At 45.2% G+C, this 20,449-nt stretch carries 16 protein-coding genes; 6 read left to right on the top strand and 10 right to left on the bottom strand.

Annotated elements, in window-relative coordinates; all coding sequences use genetic code 11:
* Window positions 1-21 precede the first annotated feature (21 nt).
* The 7 genes from L876_RS0108010 to L876_RS0107980 form a co-directional block, all read right to left on the bottom strand.
* On the bottom strand, window positions 22-816 hold the full coding sequence (locus L876_RS0108010; protein ID WP_248674523.1) for an alpha/beta hydrolase: 795 nt from the start codon (window positions 814-816) through the stop codon (window positions 22-24).
* A 474-nt stretch (window positions 817-1,290) separates the two neighbouring features.
* Complete coding sequence (gene ftsZ, locus L876_RS0108005; protein WP_028763330.1) at window positions 1,291-2,433, bottom strand: cell division protein FtsZ; 1,143 nt, start codon at window positions 2,431-2,433, stop codon at window positions 1,291-1,293.
* 32 nt (window positions 2,434-2,465) lie between these two features.
* Window positions 2,466-3,494 carry a helix-turn-helix transcriptional regulator gene (locus L876_RS21355; protein WP_051413029.1) on the bottom strand — a complete coding sequence of 343 codons (1,029 nt, stop codon included), beginning with the start codon at window positions 3,492-3,494 and terminating at the stop codon, window positions 2,466-2,468.
* Between the two features lie 471 nt (window positions 3,495-3,965).
* Window positions 3,966-4,937 (bottom strand): PstS family phosphate ABC transporter substrate-binding protein, encoded by a 972-nt coding sequence (locus L876_RS0107995; RefSeq protein ID WP_028763329.1) that lies wholly within the window; start codon window positions 4,935-4,937, stop codon window positions 3,966-3,968.
* A gap of 234 nt (window positions 4,938-5,171) precedes the next feature.
* A complete protein-coding gene (gene phoR, locus L876_RS0107990) occupies window positions 5,172-6,467 on the bottom strand; it encodes a phosphate regulon sensor histidine kinase PhoR (protein ID WP_028763328.1) in 1,296 nt (431 codons plus the stop codon).
* Between the two features lie 65 nt (window positions 6,468-6,532).
* Window positions 6,533-7,222, bottom strand: a complete 690-nt coding sequence (gene phoB, locus L876_RS0107985; RefSeq protein WP_028763327.1) for a phosphate regulon transcriptional regulator PhoB — start codon at window positions 7,220-7,222, stop codon at window positions 6,533-6,535.
* A 172-nt stretch (window positions 7,223-7,394) separates the two neighbouring features.
* Window positions 7,395-8,345, bottom strand: coding sequence for a porin (locus L876_RS0107980; protein WP_028763326.1), 951 nt, complete (start codon window positions 8,343-8,345; stop codon window positions 7,395-7,397).
* 53 nt (window positions 8,346-8,398) lie between these two features.
* Between L876_RS0107980 and L876_RS0107975 the strand changes: the two genes are divergently transcribed.
* On the top strand, window positions 8,399-8,638 hold the full coding sequence (locus L876_RS0107975) for a hypothetical protein (RefSeq protein ID WP_139151881.1): 240 nt from the start codon (window positions 8,399-8,401) through the stop codon (window positions 8,636-8,638).
* A gap of 9 nt (window positions 8,639-8,647) precedes the next feature.
* Window positions 8,648-9,559: a recombination-associated protein RdgC gene (rdgC, locus tag L876_RS0107970; RefSeq protein ID WP_028763324.1), complete on the top strand. Its 912-nt coding sequence runs from the start codon at window positions 8,648-8,650 to the stop codon at window positions 9,557-9,559.
* A gap of 94 nt (window positions 9,560-9,653) precedes the next feature.
* Here rdgC and L876_RS0107965 read toward each other — a convergent pair whose 3' ends face one another.
* The 3 genes from L876_RS0107965 to L876_RS0107955 all read right to left on the bottom strand — a co-directional run bounded on the left by L876_RS0107965 (window position 9,654) and on the right by L876_RS0107955 (window position 13,516).
* The gene (locus L876_RS0107965) at window positions 9,654-11,063 is read right to left on the bottom strand and encodes an NAD(P)/FAD-dependent oxidoreductase (RefSeq protein WP_037428211.1); all 1,410 of its coding nucleotides are present in this window, start codon (window positions 11,061-11,063) and stop codon (window positions 9,654-9,656) included.
* Window positions 11,064-11,129: 66 nt separating this feature from the next.
* Window positions 11,130-12,605 carry an aldehyde dehydrogenase family protein gene (locus tag L876_RS0107960; RefSeq protein WP_028763322.1) on the bottom strand — a complete coding sequence of 492 codons (1,476 nt, stop codon included), beginning with the start codon at window positions 12,603-12,605 and terminating at the stop codon, window positions 11,130-11,132.
* 143 nt (window positions 12,606-12,748) lie between these two features.
* Window positions 12,749-13,516, bottom strand: coding sequence for a cupin domain-containing protein (locus L876_RS0107955; protein WP_028763321.1), 768 nt, complete (start codon window positions 13,514-13,516; stop codon window positions 12,749-12,751).
* 599 nt (window positions 13,517-14,115) lie between these two features.
* Here L876_RS0107955 and L876_RS0107950 point away from each other — a divergent pair.
* The 4 genes from L876_RS0107950 to xni all read left to right on the top strand — a co-directional run bounded on the left by L876_RS0107950 (window position 14,116) and on the right by xni (window position 20,414).
* Complete coding sequence (locus L876_RS0107950; protein WP_081730654.1) at window positions 14,116-16,272, top strand: tetratricopeptide repeat protein; 2,157 nt, start codon at window positions 14,116-14,118, stop codon at window positions 16,270-16,272.
* A 190-nt stretch (window positions 16,273-16,462) separates the two neighbouring features.
* Window positions 16,463-18,019 carry a sensor domain-containing diguanylate cyclase gene (locus L876_RS0107945; protein WP_028763319.1) on the top strand — a complete coding sequence of 519 codons (1,557 nt, stop codon included), beginning with the start codon at window positions 16,463-16,465 and terminating at the stop codon, window positions 18,017-18,019.
* A gap of 76 nt (window positions 18,020-18,095) precedes the next feature.
* Window positions 18,096-19,448, top strand: a complete 1,353-nt coding sequence (gene ppnN, locus L876_RS0107940) for a nucleotide 5'-monophosphate nucleosidase PpnN (protein ID WP_028763318.1) — start codon at window positions 18,096-18,098, stop codon at window positions 19,446-19,448.
* Window positions 19,449-19,643: 195 nt separating this feature from the next.
* On the top strand, window positions 19,644-20,414 hold the full coding sequence (gene xni, locus L876_RS0107935) for a flap endonuclease Xni (RefSeq protein ID WP_028763317.1): 771 nt from the start codon (window positions 19,644-19,646) through the stop codon (window positions 20,412-20,414).
* The last annotated feature ends 35 nt before the right edge of the window (window positions 20,415-20,449 follow it).

Raw genomic sequence — 20,449 nt, 5'->3', positions numbered from 1 at the left:
TTATCGCCATCAATATACGCGTTACTCACTAGTGACTGGTTGCGTGCGGTACAACCAGTAAAGTCCTTGACTTGCAGTAGTGGCAAACGCGGTTTCATGGTAAGCACCGTTTATCTTTACGGTATTGATGGTCAATTTTTTGCCTACTGCAACTTCAAGGTGCCGCGTTAACTTAACGGCACCTGCCACCATATCATGCTGCATCCCCGACTTATCTGGCGTCTCAAATTCCCCCACAGCAATAAACACACGGCGCCGTGCTTGATAATGCTGTGCAGGCATAGAAAGAAGTGCCTCCTTGTGATACCAAACTGATGGACTCCCTAACAGATAGCTATCAAACAGCGCTGGGCGACTTAATAGCAAATAGGCCCCCAGCAGGCCGCCAAGGGAGTTGCCCACAAACGTGCGATTATCTTGCTGAACCCGATAGTGCTTTGCCATAAACGGAAACACCACCTGCTCAATATAATCCGCGTAGGCGTCGGCACCACCCGTTTCTAGCTTCCAGCCATCATCCTTCACAGGGGTGTAGTCCCGTACCCGGCTCTGAGGGCCTTTATCAGCCTTGGCATAAGACAAACCAACAATAATAGCCTCTTGCATCTTATTGTTATTCATCGGGAAACGGGTTACACCTGAGACAATTTGAAAAGCATAAGGAGCGTCAGTAACATAGATAACCGGATACAGCTTACTGGTATTGCGCTGATAAGATCTGGGCAACTTAACCCAAAGCGGATAAACCCGCTGATTTAAGGGATGGCTGAGCTCAAACACCTGTGTACGGGGGATAACTACTGAGGAAGATGTCAAGGCTCTCTCCTCGCCCCAACAGGTAAGACTTGCCATCAGTGTAAGCACGATAAACAACCCGGCTAATACGTTAGCTCGCATGATATATTTCTTCCCTAAAATTTTGCCAATGTTTACCCCAGCAAGCCTACTTTAGATTGTGTTAAAGCCCAAGTTATTAGCCATTTCAGTAAGTCATTTCAGCTAACATCTAAAAAAAATAGAAAAAATTAAAAATTATCTGAACTAATTGGAAAAAGTGCACTCTGACTATATGAACAGAATTTGCAGCAGTTGAATATTCACTCCTTCGGCTGGTTATATTTTTCATCGTTCATCATCATTCCCTTTAGATAGTGTCTAGCGCCACTATCGCCAGATTCCAGATTGGAACTTATAGCGACCTTATTAAGGTCGCTTTTTTTTATCTAAAATTTGGCTGAGACGCTCGATAGTTTGGCCTGTTTGAGATACGTTTATTAACCCGAGTTCAGGTTAATTAGGCCTTCTTTGACGAGTATAAGTCGGAATATCAAGTTCAGTAGAAAACGGCTTATCACGCTTACTGCTGGCCTGTTTTTCCAAAAAATCATGTACATTTATCAGCTCTGCTGAACTAAAACGATCTTTTTTAGACCCTGATATGACAACCTCATCCTGGGTTAATAATCCCTCTGTTGGCGCTTGAATGCCCGTTGCTATCACCATCAACTCAAGTTCACAGTCCAACTGTGGAACAATCGTCAACCCTATGATCACTAATGCACTGGGATCTAGCTGCTGGTGTAAGGTTTCCCCAATTTTATTATATTGACTGAGTTCAATACTCTCTGTAGCAATAACACTAACAATAGCCCCCTTGGCTTGGGTAAGATCAACATCTTCCAATAAAGGATTTTTCAGGGCCTTATTGATTGTGAGCAACAGATCTTCACCGGCCTCTTGCTTAGCAACGCCCATTGCCGCTCGGCCTTGATGACTCACTACGGCAATAAAATCATTTAAATCAATATTAATCAGTCCCGACTGACTGATTGTCGTCGTTAACCCTAGCAACACATCTTGCAAAATGCGGTTACTTTCAAAGAAGGCGTTAACTAGGCTAACTTTTTTATCCAACGCTTTGGATAATTGATCGTTAGGTAGCACAATCACGGCATCGGCATACTGCATTAATTGCTCGATGCCCGTTTTCGCCAATTGGTTTCTTTGACACCCTTCAAAGCTAAAAGGGCTACTGACGACGGCGACTAAAGGCTTATTGAGATCCTTTGCTACAGAAGCCATAAAAGGGATCGCTCCCGTTCCAGTCCCTCCTCCCATCCCGCCAGTAATAAAGATAATATCGGCAAGCTCAATAAGCTCTCTAAGCTCTGCCTCTGATTCCTGTGCTGCATCATGGCCTTGCTGAGGTTTAGCACCAGCACCTAATCCTTTTGTGGTTTCTAAGCCGATTTGTAGGCGAGTACTACATTGAGATGCAGCCAGTGACTGGGCATCGGTATTGACCGCAACAAAGTGCAGGTTATCACCAAAAGAAACCTGACTAAGTTGGTTTATGGTATTACAACCACAGCCTCCCACCCCAAAAACGGCAATACGCGGCACTTGGCTATTTTGCGTTAGTATTTCAAACATTAGCTAACCTCCTTGGATTTGTACCTAGAAGCTTAACTTGTGGCTGCGACAGACTTAGTCGTAACAGTTTGATATTGGCTACTGACTTTACTGATTAATCGCGTGAAATGGGCTCTTAGCTTGAGTGGAGCAACAATCTCAACGTTGTCTGCCAGTTCCCACAGAAACGCCCTAAACCTGGGGGTGTCCTTAACACTCGCTGTGACGCGATAGCGACCATCTTGCAATTGCTCAACATCTTGGTTTTCACTTAACTTGGCATTACTCAAAATAAAGTTTGCCGATGGCGTAAAACGTAACTCGATATCAATTAACTCCGCTGTATTGGCGATTCCACTATGGGCGATATCAAAATCATCTCTGGTAATGGCCGGGGTATCGAGCAGCTGGATATCGCGCAATAAGTCAATCGAGCGTACATAACGCCTTGAATCAAACTCGCCGATAGTAAACGCCAGTAACACCACACCATTGGATATTTTGATCCCCTCAGGATTGAGCGGCATATAGTCAATCCAGTAACTTTTACCTTTGATAACCCGCTTGATTTGACAGGCTATTTGGCGCTTATGTAATAAGGCCTCTTGAATGGTTTCAAACGATTTTGGATCTGGCTCGGCGCAGATATAGGGAAAAGGTTCAGGTAATTGCGCAACCCGACATGCCCAGTACAACCAAGGATTTTCTGGATCACTGGCAAGCACTTGATCTGCGCGTTCAAAATAGGGCGTAAGTTGTTTAAGACTTTGCGGTGGTAGCAACTGGCTGGCACTGTGTTTTAGGGTATGAAACGCCAGTGCCATATGGTGATCCATCAAGGTCAAATTGAGGCCACGCCAACACGCTGCAATCGACCAGCCAAACGGTTTACATCTGTCATCGAGCACAAGGCCAAAAAGCCCCATATCGTACATGGATTTCAATTCCCTTTGCACGGTTCTTAAGCCCACATCGAAGTCGCGACTATGTAACCGGTCGGCAATAGCATTTGCGGTAATTCGACGAGGGTGGCGAGGGATTTGCTCTAGCATAGCAAGCTGGCGCTGGATATTCGTTTGCATCAAAGCTTCTCATAATTCTTTGTGCCACCAGCATAACCGCTACCTACGACAAAATCTGACGCAGCAATAACTATTTTAATGAAAACCTTTAATTTAGCTTCATTTTGTATTCAATTGGCTGATGCTAGCGTTAACCTTCATTGTGACTAATGGCTTGCAGAAGCTGAAGCACATAGATGCCAAATGTCGTGATCATATGGTCACAGCCGTACCTACACCGAGTTATCTGACCCTATGGAAAGGTTTTGGACAAAATAAGTGTTGTTACTCATTACTCGTATCAAGTGAAGCTAAATCGAAGAAATTGAATACCCCAGTATAGATGCAGCTGAGGGTATCGAAAACAGCATCTTTTTTGTTAAGCGGCCATCGCCAAATACGATGCAGCCAAACGCTACTCAAACAAAAATGTCGTCTTCATTTGAAGACAAAAAAGGCCTCCGAGGAGGCCTTTTTTACTTAGAATAAAGCTTACAGGCGAATGCCAGCTTTCTCTAAATCTTTTGCAGTGACGCTGCGAGGTAGCGGCACATAACCATCTTTTTCAACAATTTGCTGCCCCTGCTTTGATAGCACAAAGCGAAGGAACTCACGCTCTAGCGGTGCTAGGTCTTTGTTAGGGTGCTTGTTCACATAAACGTATAGGTAACGTGATAGTGGGTAGCTACCGTCTGCAGCGTTAGCCGCTGTTGCGTCGATGAACTTATCACCTTTCTTAGAGATAGCAACGGCTTTTACGCCAGCAGTCTTATAACCGATACCCGAATAACCAATAGCGTTAAGTGACTGCGATACAGACTGCACCACTGATGCAGAACCTGGTTGCTCGTTTACGTTGGCTTTGAAGTCGCCTTTACATAGGGCTTTCTTCTTGAAGTAGCCATAAGTACCCGATACTGAGTTACGACCGTATAGCTGCACATCTTTAGCAGACCAGCCGCCTTCTAGACCAACATCACCCCAACGTTGTACATCGCTACCGCCACACTTATGTGTTGCAGAGAAGATGCCATCGATCTGCTCGATGCTTAGGCCTTGGATTGGGTTGTCTTTGTGTACAAATACCGCTAGTGCATCAATCGCAACACGGATCGCAGTAGGCTGATAACCGTAATGTTTTTCAAAGGCTTCAACTTCGTTTGGCTTCATCTTGCGGCTCATTGGTCCAAACTGAGATGTCCCTTCAGTCAATGATGGTGGCGCTGTAGAAGAACCCGCTGCTTGAATTTGGATGTTCACGTTTGGATACATCTCTTTATATTCTTCAGCCCAAAGTGTCATCATGTTGGCTAAGGTATCTGAACCTACAGAAGAAAGGTTACCCGATACGCCACTGCTTTTTTCATAAGTTGGCAGTGATGGATCAAGTGCTGCCATCGCGGCTGCAGAAAATACACTAGCGGCTGTTAAACTCACCGCACCGACAAGCTGTTTAAGTTTCATTCTTTGCTCCAGTGTTAAGCTGATTTGCTTACTTGCTTCATTTAAGTTGCAGCCAGTATCAATCGCTACAGTGACAAGTCTATGACTGTGATGTGACACTTAGATGACAAAGGCCACGAAAACCGCTTTTTCGGCTAATTTTATTCGCTTATCACCGCAAACTGTCGTGTTTTTGCAATAAAAAAGCCGTCTACAATAGACGGCTCATAAAATTGAAGCCTTGCTTAAGCCGCTTTATGACTCATCAATTAAGTGCGGTGGGATGGTAAAGCTAAAACAACTGCCTTTGCCAAGCTGGCTAGTAATATTAAGCTCGCTTTGGTGATGACTTAAGGCATGTTTAGTAATTGCCAAGCCTAACCCTGTGCCGCCACTTTGGCGAGAGCGTGCACTGTCAACACGATAGAAACGCTCTGTCAGTCGACTTAAATGTTGCGGAGCAATCCCCTCACCCGTATCCGTCACACTAAACTGCGCTCCAAGGGGAACACGCTGCCAGCTAATGCTAATGGTGCCACCGGGCTCCGTATAACGAATTGCGTTTGACACCAAATTAGAACAGGCACTGCGCAGTTGCACCTCATTGCCATAGATATTTAAACCCGGCTCACAACTCACCTTAAGGATATATTGACCTAAGGCTAGCGCATTGGCCTCCTCTTTAATGGTATCCATGATCAGGGTCATATTGACCTTTGCTTCAAGGTTGACCCCTGTGCCATCTTCAATACGCGATAGCACCAATAGCTGCTCAACCATGGAGCGCATCCGGTTGGTTTGTTGCTGCATCTGTTCCATGGCTTTAACGTTTGCAGACCCAGGCTCAGCCATTCCCTGCATCATCTCAAGGTAGCCTTGTAATACCGTTAGCGGCGTTTTGAGCTCATGAGAGACATTCGCGACAAACTCTTTACGCATCCCTTCGAGCTGGCGCACTCGGGTGATGTCACGGGCAATTAATAACAGTTGCCCCGATCCATACCCCATGATCCGAATCTCCAACACGCGGCCATCATTTTGCGCATCAGGTAGTTCAAAGGGCTCGTTGAAGTCGGCGTGTTTCAGGTAGCTTGAGAAATCGGGATCGCGAATAAGGTTGTCGATGCGTTGACCATTATCTTGCGGCCAAACCAGCCCCAGTAATAGTTGCGCCAGTTTATTACACCAAACAATATTATTATCGGAATCAAGCACAACGGCAGCATCAGGCAAGGCTTCGGCACCTTGTCTAAAACGCGCTAATAGATTGGCTAACTGAGACACTCGCTTACGATTTTTACCCTGTAGACGATAGATGCCATTGAACACTCCCTCCCAGCTGCCGCTGCCATTTGGCGGTGTCAGACGTTTATCGCGCCATAGCCAAAAGTTAAGTCGGGAGATCTGCTTATAGTGCCAAACCAGTAGGCCAATGCTACCAAGAAGCATCACAAACAGCACATGATTGACGATTAATCCAACAGCAAGACAGAGCAGTAGAAAGATCACCAAGCGTGTCAGTAGCCGGTACCCTGAATATGAATCAAACATAGCTTAACCATAGTGAGCAATTGGGCACAAGATAACGTAAATCGCTATCTGTGCCTACCAATTTGCTAAACCCGAGTTGAGAAGCGGTAACCTGCCCCACGGACAGTTTGAATGAGGCGATCGTGATTGGAAGGTTCAACCGCCTTACGTAAACGGCGAATATGAACATCAACGGTGCGGTCTTCAACGTAGACATTAGTGCCCCAAACGTTATCCAATAACTGTTCTCGGCTATACACCCGCTCTGGATGTGTCATGAAGAAGTGTAATAAGCGAAATTCTGTCGGGCCCATGTCGAGCACTTGCTCACCAACAGTCACTCGGTGACTGACTGGGTCAAGTACAAGTCCTTGCACATCAATAGGCTCCTCTAATGCCGTGGGCGCACTACGACGCATCACAGCTTTGATTCGTGCCACCAGCTCCTTAGGCGAGAATGGCTTAGTGATATAGTCATCGGCGCCAACCTCTAGCCCCTTAACCTTATCTTCCTCTTCGCCTCTGGCTGTCAACATGATGACAGGTATGTGACGGGTATACTCATTTTGGCGAAGCTTCTTCGCCAACTGAATGCCGCTCCCTCCTGGGAACATCCAATCGAGTAATACTAAATCTGGGTAAGGCTCGGACAACATATCCAATGCTGAGTCAAAATCCTCTGCTGTAGTTGTCGTGAATCCATGTTGTTCTAAAACAAAAGCTAACATCTCTCGGATGGCCAGCTCATCTTCAACTATCAATATCCTAGCAGTCATATGCGATCTTCTATCAGTGAATTCCCACGCTTCTATTATTGGACTGTTTTATTACAAAAATATGAAAATACCCGCTCATACTGTCATAAAGTGGCACTTTTTGTCATAAAACTTACAAATAATAAAAAAGGAGGCCTATGGCCTCCTTTTTTAATTCAAATACTTAACTTGTTTAGAACTTGTGTTCTAGACCTAAACCGAAGAATTTGTCATCGCTGTTATCACCTTCCATAGAGCGGTTAGTGTAGAACGCGAATAGCTTAGTTGGCTTACCTAGCTTGTAATCACCGCCCACCGACCATGTATCGCCTTTGTCTTCCATATCTTGGTACTGCGCTTTCAGCACAATTGCATCAATGGTGTAAGCTGCGCTGAACAGGTAACCCGTCTTGCTGTCTGCACCATCAACCACTTCACCAGTCTTTTTGTAGGTTTCTTCTTGCTGCTGATACATAGCGCCTAGCTTTAGTCCAGCCACTTTACCTTGAACCGTAGCACGAACCACTTCGTAACCCTTTACATCTGAATCATAAGCAATAGAGGCGTAGATAGGTGACTTTTTCAATTTTGCATCACCGTACATTGCCGCTAGGCTGAATCCATCTTGCGCATACTGTGAGCTTGCACCTTCAGCGGCATAAGTCACACCCATTTTGAAACCGCTAAAGTTAGGCGTGATATAAGTAGCCGTTTGCTCGATACGGTTTTCGCCTTTAAATAGGTTTTTTAAATCACCTGAAAGGTCATTGAATTGGTCAACTTTGCCTTGTGAGATTTTAAGCATGGTGTCGTTGCGACCAACGGAAAACGCACCAAAGTTACCTTTAAGGCCAACAAATTGGTTACGTGCCTTGAAGTTTTCTTTTACGTCATCACCAGTATCAACTTCATACTCAACAGTATAAAAAGCTTCTAATGCGCTGCTTAGTTCAAAAGCGCCCTTTACACCGAAACGTGAGGCATTACTTTGAATCGTCGTCGTTGCATCACCGTCAACATCGTTAGATTGTGCTGTTACGTTTAATTTTCCGTAAACAGTCAATGGATCTGCAGCCTGTGCAGACGCTAAAGTGGCAGTGGCTAGTGCAGAAGCAAGTAGAGTTTTACAAAAAACGTTCATCATTTAATCCTTTCGACGTTTATTCGTCTTGGTTATTGGTTTGGACGGCCGAAAGTTTGCAACTTTTTTGTTGCAGTTTTATTTCAGCATTTGATGAACCAAGTAAAAAGCACAACCAAAAAGAATCGGAGAAAGACGAAACCCAAGGCTATCAAGGGGTACAGCTGCATGATGAGAAATATTACAGTTTAATGAAATATGACAGTTGGGACTTTTTTGTTACAACACACACCTTAACCGATTGCGGTTTACCCGAGGTCGACAATGGCTTACACTGCGGCTTTATTTACTATTGAGCGCCTATCATGTGGTTTAAAAATCTTACTGTATATCGTTTTAATAAACCTTTCTCTGTCGACACTGAAGCGCTAGAGACGTCATTAGAAGACTTTACTTTTTCTCCCTGTTCTAGCCAAGACGTTAGCAAATTCGGCTTTTCGAAAGCACTTGGAAAACTAGGCCATACACTCGTACACAGTGCTGGTGACAGACACCTAATTTGTGCCACCAAAGAAGAAAAAATCCTACCATCACAGGTTGTTAAAGAAGCTCTTGAAGAGAAAGTCGCTCAAATCGAAGCCGAAGAAGACCGTAAACTGGCTAAAAAAGAGAAAGACGCCTTAAAAGATGAGATAACCACTACGCTACTGCCACGTGCATTTTCTCGTCGCAGTCAGATTAGTGCACTGATCTTGCCTGAAATTGAGATGATTTTAGTCGACAGCTCAAGTGCCGCTAAAGCCGAAGAACTATTGGCCCTTTTACGTAAAGCTCTCGGTTCACTGCCGGTGATCCCAATGAGCTTCAAAACACCAATCGAAACTCAATTGACAGAATGGCTAAAAGACAATAGCACACCTGCTCCCTTCGAAATGCAAGATGAAGCAGAGCTAAAATCAGACTCAGATGAAGGCGGTATCGTTCGTTTTAAGCAGCAAGATCTTACTGAAAACGAAGTATTGGCTCACCTTGAAGTGGGTAAACAGGTGCATAAGCTGGCGCTTCACTTTGGACAGTCTATTGCCTTCTTGCTGCAATCAGATGCCAGCATTAAACGCCTCAAGTTTTCTGAAGAGTTTAGAGCCGGTAACGATGAGGTCGGCACAGAAGACCCACTTGCTAGACTCGATGCTGACTTTGCCTTGATGGGTAGCGAGCTTATCGCATTGATGAACGCTTTGGTTGAAGCCTTAGGTGGCTTGGAAGAAAGTTTATAATAGCCATTATTTGCTAAAAACCACCGCTAAGCGGTGGTTTTTTTTATGACATTTAAATAGCTGTCTCACATCCAGTTCGGTCTCTCACCATGGCTTAACAGGTAAAGCCTAAGTTAAGTTTATCTAACATTTTCAGCCATAATCCGCGTTCGCCATTACGGCTATCAGCTTTAATTAACGCATCTTGTGTATACCTCACGCCAAACCAGCGAAATGGCTCTGGTGCCCACGGCATGGGTTTCTTGGTGACAAAATGCATCTGCAAAATATCACTCGGCTGATAACCCAGTAGCTCAATTCCAATACGCGCGCCAAAACGCGAAGCACCGACACCGAGTCCTGTGTACCCCACCGCCCAGGCCAAACGGCCGTTATAGGTCACGCCTGGCACCATACAAAAACGGGTAGAGGTGGCAATGATACCGCTCCATCTATGGCTAAACTTAACCCCTTTGAGTTGCGGAAAAGTCTCAAAAAACTCTTTCGACAACTGCTCAAACAGCGCAGGCACATCCGCTTGGGTCGCGATATCGGTACCATTATTAAAATAGTAACGCACCGCCCCACCACCGCCCCAGGTAATACGGTTATCTTGGGTCATTCGATAATAGTGAAACATATTGGCATAGTTACTGATGGCGTGACGGCTTTTATGCCAACCAATGGCCTCTAGCTGCGCGTCATTAAGCGGCTCTGTCGCTAGCTGATAATCCCATACTGGGATCACTGAACGTCTGATCGCACCTATCGGGTTGTGAAAAGCATTGGTGGCCATCAGCACTTTGTCGCTGGTGATGTTGCCCCCAAGGCAGTGAGCTTGCATCTTGTCCTGCCCCAGAGGTTTGACCGACTCTAGTGGCGTGTTCTCAAAAATACGAACACCTAACTCAAGCAAGACTCGCTTTAACCCCCAACATAATCTGGCTGGGTCAACAATGCCAGACTGCCCCTCTTTGCACCATAAACCAGCAAGGTAAGTCGGTGAATTTACTTGTGCTTGCATCTGCTGCTGATCGTAAAAAATCACCTCTTTGCCCGCGGCTTTCTCTTCGTCATACTCTTCACGTAAATGCTCAACGGATCCTTGGTTGGTCGCGACACAGGTATCGCCCACAGGCTCATAACGGGCATCGATATTGTAACGCTGCAATGTTTCCAATAGCTCGGCCATATTTTGATGGCCTAGTGCCTCTAGACGCTGCGCCTCACCAGGGAAATGATGTTCTGTATTGTTTTCTCCGTGGGCAAGGCTAGCATTGAGAAAGCCACCGTTTCGCCCTGAAGCGCCATCGGCTACAAAGGTTTTCTCAATTAAAATAATGTCGGCATCGGCTTTACGTTCTTTGGCCTGCAATGCAGCCCAAAGGCCGGTAAACCCGCCGCCAACAATGAGGAGTTCGCAATTAACGTCCTCCTTTAGTGCCGGCACGGTATCTGGACGAATGTCTTGATCATGCCACAATGAGCAATATTTAGAGTCTTTAAGCGCTTCAAGATGTTGCATAGTTTTCTCAATTATTATTTTATTTATGATGAATATAGGGGCCTCAAATTACTCAATGGCTACTCACTATTTGATGTACCACCCCCAAGGTTCGTCACTTTCATAACGAGTTATCTGTTTGGTTTCAAGGTAGTTATTAAGACCCCACTCTCCTAGTTCTCTGCCAATACCTGATTGTTTGTAGCCGCCCCATGGCGCTTCAACAAACGTTGGCTGTGAACAGTTAACCCAGACAATCCCGGCACGAAACGCGCGAGCAACGCGCTCACAGCGATCGAGATCGGCCGACATCACCGCCGCCGCCAAGCCAAAGCGGGAGTCGTTAGCCATACGTATTGCTTCACTTTCGCTGCTAAAAGGTTTTACACATACCACTGGGCCAAAAATCTCTTCAGTCCAGATCGAGCTATCTTCCGCCATCTCGGTAAGGACAGTCGGTTCTAAAAAGTAACCCGCTTCAAGTCCCAACGGCCTATTTCCGCCAGTCGCGATATGAGCACCATCGGCTACACCGCGGGCGATAGCGGCTTTGACTTTTTCATACTGCGCAGCATTGACCAGTGGCCCAAGCAAGACGTCATCTTTGTCGCCCGCACCGATAGCGATCTTCTTCGCTTCAGTAACCAAGCGTGCCAGTAAAGCCGGATAGATAGACTCGGCAACAAGCACCCGTGAAGTGGCCGAACACACCTGACCTTGATTCCAAAAAATACCAAACATGATCCACTCGACCGCTTTTTCAATATCGCAATCTTCAAACACCACCATGGGTGATTTTCCGCCTAATTCCAAACTGACGGTTTTGATATCTTTTGCGGCCATGGCCATAATTCTTGAGCCCGTGGGAACCGAGCCAGTAAATGCCAGCTTATCGATATGGGGATGCTCAACTAACGGTTGTCCCGCATCGGGACCGAGACCTGAAACAATATTAAGTACGCCAGCAGGAAGCTCTGCCTCTTCGGCAATTTCAGCGAGTGCTAACGCTGTTAGTGGTGTCACCTCTGAGGGTTTTAACACCATAGTACAACCCGCAGCTAATGCCGGCGCCACCTTCCAAGCGGCCATCAACATAGGGAAATTCCAGGGAATAATCGCGCCAGCCACACCAACAGGCTCCTTCACTGCTTTGGCGCTAAAGCCGGGTTCAGACAAAGCGATCGGTTTTTCCTGATTACTATCGAGTTGCTCGGCCAGCTCGGCATAGAAGGTAAATGTGCCAGCCGTATCTTCAATATCCCATTTGGCTTCAGGGAACGGCTTACCATTATCGAGCACCTCAAGCTGGGCTAGCTCATCGAGTCGACGGGTAATAATACTGGCTATTTTACGTAGATAGGTACCGCGCTCGGCACCACTCATTCGCGGCCATGGCCCCACATCAAAAGCCTGTCTGGCGGCACTGACCGCAGCATCTATATCAGTTTTGTTGCCAGCAGGAATGGTTGCAATGACCGCTTCAGTGGCCGGATTGATAACATCAAAAGTTTCGCTGCTTGAAGGCTCAAACCACTTTCCGCCAATATAATGTTTGTTATACATTCCCGCTCCTCTCATTATTTTTTAGTTCTTATTTGGGTCGTTATAGATAGCGGCTTAACTCACTACCCCACTCAATAGCTTAATCATTGCAATAACTATTTAGCGCTTGTCCATCTTAATGAATCATCAGCTTCAACCCTTAATCAGGCAATTGATGCAGGGGCGATGATGGTATAAAAAGCGCGAACAGTTTGAGTCACTCGCCACTGGCAGGTGACGCCTTGTGGAATGAAGAGCGCCTCCCCAGCAGTAAACGTATGTTCAACCAGCTCATCATCGACCAATACCAACACACCACTTTGCAGATAGAGAAACTCATTGGCACCAAAGGTTAACGACGCAGACTCACACTGTTCACTCTCCCAAGTTCCCGAAAAGAAACGTGCTTGCGCATCACGGTAGCACTGCGCCACCTTTTGCGGGCCGCCATCAAGGCAAAAGTGCGGCAACAAGGCGGTATCATTGCCAGTATTTTTTTCCGTTACAACTAAAGCGGGTTTGATAATACTTTCAACCACAGCTTGAGCCGGCATAGCCTCGTTGGGATGAGCCGAAATCACGTAAAACTTACGCACATACCCTGGTTGATGCCACTGGCAATCGTAGCCTTTAGGTATAACGAACGCTTCCCCTGCATGGATATGTTCGACCAGACCCGTATGGTTGTTTTTCACCTCAATGTCACCGTCAATGACCCACATAAACTCATCGCAAACGTAAGGGCCGCCCGCTTCTGTCACCGCAGTGCTATCCCATGTACCAATATAGAGGCCAAGTTGATCATTTTCGTAATAGCTATGAGTATGTTGCGTGGGCAAGTCACCGACAAACATCTCAGCAGACACCTCATCGGGAACCTCGCCAAACCCTGCTGGGTTTGGGCTTAATCTTGTTATTTTATTGATAAACATATTACTAAAACCTTGTTACTCAAATCTTAAACGTGTCAAAGTCGCACCTTAACTATTTCGTGGCAGCCATAATGGTTACGTGATAAAAAGTTGATTAACGACCTAAAAAAACCCGGTAAAATTTAACGCTGTAGACAACTTGGTCGTCTAGCCATGGTTTAATCTAACTGATTAGTGGCTGTTGGGGAATGGCTTTTGTAAAATATATTGAGCAAATTGTTGTGAATATAAATCTACAGAGTCATATTAACCTAATCAGGTCAGCTCAGTGCCAGCAAGCTCTTGGTAAGAATGACAGCTCGTTTGCGTACATATCCACCCGTTGAGCAAAGTCGTGCTGCACTAACATAATGAACCACTGATGAGATAGTATCGGGCGACGTTAATCGCTCTAGGTTACGAGCTTGGTGTGAGGCCATCCCTTCACAACAAGCCAAAAGCTAAGAAAAATCAAAATCAAGCCGTCAGCTAGTTTCACTGTCGCTACCTTCTGTTATCATTGCCATAATAAAAGATTAGCTCTTGCACGATAACCCATCATCTCGAGTGGCCTGATCCTATAAACCGATAATAAGCCCCTCAAAAGGGTTGGTGATTAAATGACGATGCGACTTTTACTACTTGGCTATTTAATACTGCCACTTTTGTTTTCCCCCATAGCGTTTAGCGCCCAAAGTCAGTTAGTTGCGCAAGAAATAAAACTTCGAGAATCATCAGCGGAGTTTTATCAGGATCTCATTAACACCATCCCTTTTGAATTGACCTTTAATAATGAGGTTGAATTTTCCCGTCTCGCACAAGAGCAAGGTTTTACTGAAGACGACTTAAAAGAGCGACTCCAATGGCTTGCAAGGGTCTATCTCGAGCCTCGTGTTGGTGTTGACAACGCGATAAGCAAAGCAGCGCAGTTAATCGCGTCTTTGACCAATATTGCCAATACACCTTTCGATAAAAGTTACATATTGATGCTGAAAGCGCGCAAAGTCGGACGAGAGAAGCAGGATTATCAGCAGTCAATTGAACTCTACAATCAATCATTAAAACAGCTCAATGACGCCGAAGACATTGCAACCACGCTATTGCTACATACCATTCATTACCAGCTGGGTGACGTATACCGTATCACTTTGCATAAAAGTCAGGCGTTAGTGCACTTTAATCAATATCGTGAATTAGCGTATCAACTGCGAGAGGGCTACCTTATTGCGCAAGCCGAAGCCACTTTAGGGCTTTTCTTTAATCGCAATGAGCAGTACACCAAAGCACTACAGCATTATATCGAAGCCATACGTGTATCAGAGGGACTAGATAAACCTTTTTTACAATCGGTTTTAACCTTGCGACTTGCTAGGGTTTACCGTGATCTAGAGTCTTGGGATGAGTCACTGGAATATGCCCATAAAGCGGCGGATGGTTTTAAGGCCCTTAATAATGACAACTACTTGTCGAGCTGTATGACCGTCATCGCAATGGTTTATGCCAACCAAGGTAAGTGGAATCAGGCAATCGACTATTACCTCAATGCCCAACAGATAGATGTCAAACGTGGCAATTTGACCGCACAAGCGCTCAATTTTCACAACCTTGGCGAAGCTTATTTCAATAATGCAGAGCCAAAAACAGCACTAGACTTTCTAATCAAAGCCAACAGTCTGTTTTTACAGAAAAAAAGTAAGCATTACCTAGTATACAACGATATTCTTATCGCCCAAGTCGCCACTGAATTGGCCGATTGGTCAATGGTCAATGCCTATGGCGCTAAAGGATTTCTCCTTGCTAAAGAGCAAAACTTACTCAGTGAGATGATCGAAGCACTGCAATACCGTACCTTAGCACTGAGACATCTAGGTGAAATAGAGAAAGCCCTCGCCACACTTGATGAACTACTTATCTATAGTCGGGAATTAGCTGAACAGCCCAAAGATGACCAAGCATACAACCCAAGTTTATTAGCCGAGCAAAAACTCAAGCTGCAGCTTAATCAATTGCAAGGCGCTAAGTCAGATAGTGATGACAGCCTACAACAATTTAGGTTGCTATTTATCATCACCTTATTGTTGGCAACGCTTATCTCTTTGGTCTGTATCAATCAATGGCGGAGCAAGCGTTTCTTAGGCAAAAAATCGCGAGTACTTGTTGCGGAGTCCTTGTTAGACCCAGTAACTAAATTACCCGGATACCGCGGATTTATCGACAATATCGGCGCAGCAACTCAATCCCCCATGATCGCCATGATGTCACTAACGGGCGCACAAAACAGCGATCTGTTACTGGGGCAACAGCAAAACAACCAACAGATGCAACAACTCATCGATGCCTTGACTGACACTCTAGCCCAGAACGCTTATATTATCCGCCCAGGATTAATTGCGATGACCTTTTCTAAGCAACAAGATCACCAGCAAACCCTCGATACTATTCGTGTTATTGTCAACCAACTCGCGCCCCATGCCGATATTTCACTCCACCTTGGAATTATCAATCTACCACTACTGAGTAATCTCGATGTAAAACTCTCATCTGAAGTTCACTTTGGGGTGCTACAAATGATGGTCGCCGGCGCTATCAGTCTGGGTCATAGCAACGATTATTATGTCACCATTACGCCACTTAATTTTGCACCTGCGGCAATTTTTTCAACTCCGCTATACTTACACCTTGAAAAGGCCATTAGCCGCGGATTAGTTAAAGTCGAGTGTAATGATAACAAGGCACTTATTCGTTGGCCGAAATGGCAAGGTGTTGAAGAGAGTTAACACACTATAGAGAAGAATTTACGCCAAGTCACATAGCCGATATTACTCATTTGCATAACACAATGAATGAGATACCATCAGGTTGAAGACGCATGTTTACATAGCGGCATCTTTAAGTCTTAGCTGTTCGCCGCCAATTTTTATTTTATAGGGCTGTATTTTTCGCTCCACTACTTTTACAAGGTCTAGAATGAAGGACTCTATGGCAAGCGTTTCACAAGTTTCACTGCTTAAGCAGAAGCTACACTCAGCCAAAACGGCATTAGCTGAGGTAAGCGAGCAAAAAGAGCAAAATCAAAACTCTTTATTGCAATTCATTGGTCATCTAAGTCTCGCCTGTAAAGGACAGAGTATTGAGCTAGACAACAAACTAGCCAAGCTCAGACATAACCTTATTGGCCAAGATAGCTTTGAGCAATCGCTACCTGAACTAGTTGAAATTGAACACCTTTTAAAAAATCAGTATCACCATGTGATGGGGCAACTTGAAGAGGGTCGCGCCAGCCTATCAAAAGTCATTCGCCAACTGCAGCGCGTCAACTCAGTACCAGATAAAGTCAAAAAAGAGATCGCCTACTTTAAACAAGATCTCGGTAAGCCATTTCACACCTATTGGGATTACTTTCCCAAGGTGGAGCGACTAGTCAGCTTCTACGAAAGTATTTTGCAACAGCAACTTGAACAAGGTGACAAGCTCGAGGTGTTACCTAAACATCGTCAGCTGGCTCATGAACTTGCACAGATGATCTCTGAAATAGAGTTCCGCAAAGATCAACGCGACCAAGTGCTTGTGATCAAAGACTCTTTATCTGACGAGATTGAAGTTGAAACGCTGATCGATGCATATCAAACCATTTTGTCTTTGCTGTTAGAAAATATTGCGCTTGAGAAAAGTGCCTCACAAGAGTTTTTGTTTGCCCTCAACGATGCATTGTCGGCCGTCCGAGAAGTCGTCAGTGACTCCTATAACAGCAATCAACGCAGCTACCAGTTAAAGAAACAACTTAATCGAGAGATTAACTCTCGCGTCGATAACGTCGGCGACGCCATTATTGATATCGATGATATTAACCACTTGAAATCGCAAGTTACTGAACAATTGGCATCGATTCGTACCGCGTTAGGCCGTAAAGAGGCATTGGAGCAACGCGAACAGGCGATGCTGCGCAAGTCAATGGAGACCATGCGTGATGAGCTTAATGAGCTAAGTAAAGAGGCCAACGCCTACAAAGAGCGTTTGTTTGAACAGCAAAAAATCAACCTGCTTGATTCGCTAACTCAGCTGCCTAACCGGGCTGCACTGGAGGAGCGTATGGAGCAGGAATACCGAAATTATCAACGCCATAAACACCCTCTATGGGTTGCAGTGGCCGACATAGATCACTTCAAATCGATCAATGATAATTTCGGTCATAGTACCGGAGATAAAACCCTTCAAGTGATCTCGATGGCACTGAAGAACTCACTGCGTGAATCTGAATTTGTGGCACGATATGGCGGCGAAGAGTTTGTCTTGATTATCCCCGATGTCAATGCGTCAGATATTGAACATATGCTTAATCGCGTGAGAGAAAAAGTAAAAAATATACCATTTAAATTTAAAAATCAGAGAATTACAGTTACAGTATCTATAGGTGCTGCGCAAATTCTCGAAAATGAACAGATAAATGAAACCTTCGAGCGAGCCGATGCGGCACTCTATAAAGCTAAACATGAAAGCAGAGATAGAGTGATAATCGATAATTAAGGCAAGCCAGTCAGGTAGCGATATTAACTGATGGGCTGCCATTCAGATGAATCACTTCTCCTGCTAAGGAGTTGCCATGATCGTGAACATCAGTCCCAGAGGTAGCATGGATCAACTTTCACAATTGGAAGTTGATCGCCTCAAACAAAACGCCAGTAGTGAGCTCTACCAACTTTTCCGCAACTGTTCATTAGCCGTACTAGCCTCAGGCTTACAGAGTGATAATGCCCAAGGCTTATTTGAACAGTATAGTAATTTTAATATCAATGTATTGCGCCGTGAACGCGGCATAAAGATTGAACTGGTTAATCCACCAGAAGCCGCCTTTGTCGATGGACAAATCATTGCAGGGATCCAAGAGCACCTATTTGCAGTGCTCAGAGATATCGTTTACCTCAGTGACCGCTACGATAACCTCAAACATATTAATCTGACCAATTCTAACCATATTACTAATGTGGTATTTGATATTCTGCGCAACGCACAAGTGATCCCCCGTCAAGAGCCCAATGTCGTCGTATGTTGGGGGGGCCACAGCATTAATGAAGTTGAGTATCAATATACACGTGAGGTGGGCTATGAATTGGGATTACGCTCACTCAATATCTGCACCGGTTGTGGGCCTGGCGCAATGGAAGGCCCCATGAAAGGTGCCGCCATTGGCCATGCAAAGCAGCGGGTACGCAATGCTCGATATATAGGTCTAACTGAGCCAAGTATCATCGCCGCCGAGCCACCAAATCAAATAGTCAATGAGCTAGTTATTTTGCCAGATATCGAAAAACGTCTAGAGGCTTTTGTTCGCTTAGGCCACGGTATCATTATCTTTCCGGGCGGTGCGGGCACAGCGGAGGAACTTCTTTACTTGTTAGGCATTCTACTGAATAAAGAAAATGCCTCGACCCCTTTCCCATTGATTTTAACTGGGCCAAAGGAGAGTGCGGACTATTTCACCAAAATCGACCAGTTCATCGGTGCAACCTTAGGTGAAGAGGCGCAACGTAAATACCAAATCATCGTTGATGATCCTGTGCAGGTGGCACGAATAATGAGCCATGGCATGGATGAGATAAAACTGCATCGCAAAGATACCGGCGACTCATACCAATACAACTGGTCGCTTAAAGTCGAGCCTGAGTTTCAGCTTCCCTTTGATCCCAGTCATGAAATGATGACTAACTTAAACCTGTATTTTCAGCCAAATAAAGCGGAGTTAGCGGCCAACCTAAGACGCGCATTTTCTGGTATAGTCGCTGGTAATGTAAAAATGGAAACCATCAAAGAGATCACCCGTTTAGGGCCATTTGAATTAAAAGGTGATGAAACCTTAATGAACATGATGGATGAGCTGTTAGCCGCTTTCGTCTCCCAGCAACGAATGAAATTGCCGGGCAGCGAGTATGTTCCTTGCTACAAAATCGTCAAATAGCAAAAAGTCATCAGGGCCTATTAATCTTTTACGGTTTTTGGGTCCTAGCTTATTGGCACATGTTGTTAAGGAAGGGTATACCCAGCGATGTCGGGAGGCATACAGCCCCCTTTACAAGCAGCGTCAAATTGAAAAACCAAGCAGCGCGGAGTAGCCGCTCGCTAGCCATAACCATAAGAGAACTGATTCGTAGCTATGAACACCTTGTTAATTATCGATGGACTTAATTTAGTTAGGCGTATACATGCCGCTCAGCCCAACGAAAATGATGTAAACGGTTTAGCGGAGCGCGTCGGTTCAGCATGCCGTAAGCTACTTAAACATCATCAACCCTCCCACGTTGCGATTGTGTGGGACGGCGATGCTATCTCTTGGCGAAAACAGCTCTTTGCCGACTATAAAAAAGGCCGTAAACCTATGCCTGATGCATTGGCAAAAGAGCTGCCTAACATCAAAGTCTATTTAGCAAGCCAAGGGGTAAACTCTATCGATGCACAATCTGAAGCGGATGATGTTATTGCAACCTTAGCCACCAAGATAAAGGATGCTCAGGGTAGAGCGATCATCGTTTCAACCGACAAAGGCTTTATCCCACTTTGTGGTCGCTCTATTAGCCAGTGGGATCACTTCAACCAAATAGAACTCAATGTGAAAGACAGAGAGCAAAAACTAGGGGTTGAACAAAGTCAGTTCATTGATTTTATGGCCTTGGCGGGAGATAGCGGTAATAAGATCCCAGGGGTGCCGGGTATTGGCCCCAAATCAGCGGCGGAACTGCTCAAGACCTTTAGAACCTTAGCCAATATCTACTCGTCTTTGGATAAAATAGGTACTAAACAAGCCAAAAAGCTCGAAGAAGGCAAACCCATGGCGCGCCTGAGCTACAAGTTAGTGCAATTGCAAACAGATATGCCACTCAATACTAATCTAGCCCAGTTCAGAACACAGCAATCTCAAGCGACGTAAACATAAAGTTACTTATTCTTTTTTAACTAAAGGGC

Origin of the sequence: Shewanella colwelliana ATCC 39565 (assembly GCF_000518705.1) — a bacterium.
Lineage (GTDB): Bacteria > Pseudomonadota > Gammaproteobacteria > Enterobacterales > Shewanellaceae > Shewanella > Shewanella colwelliana.
This window is presented reverse-complemented; position numbering and strand designations above follow the sequence as displayed.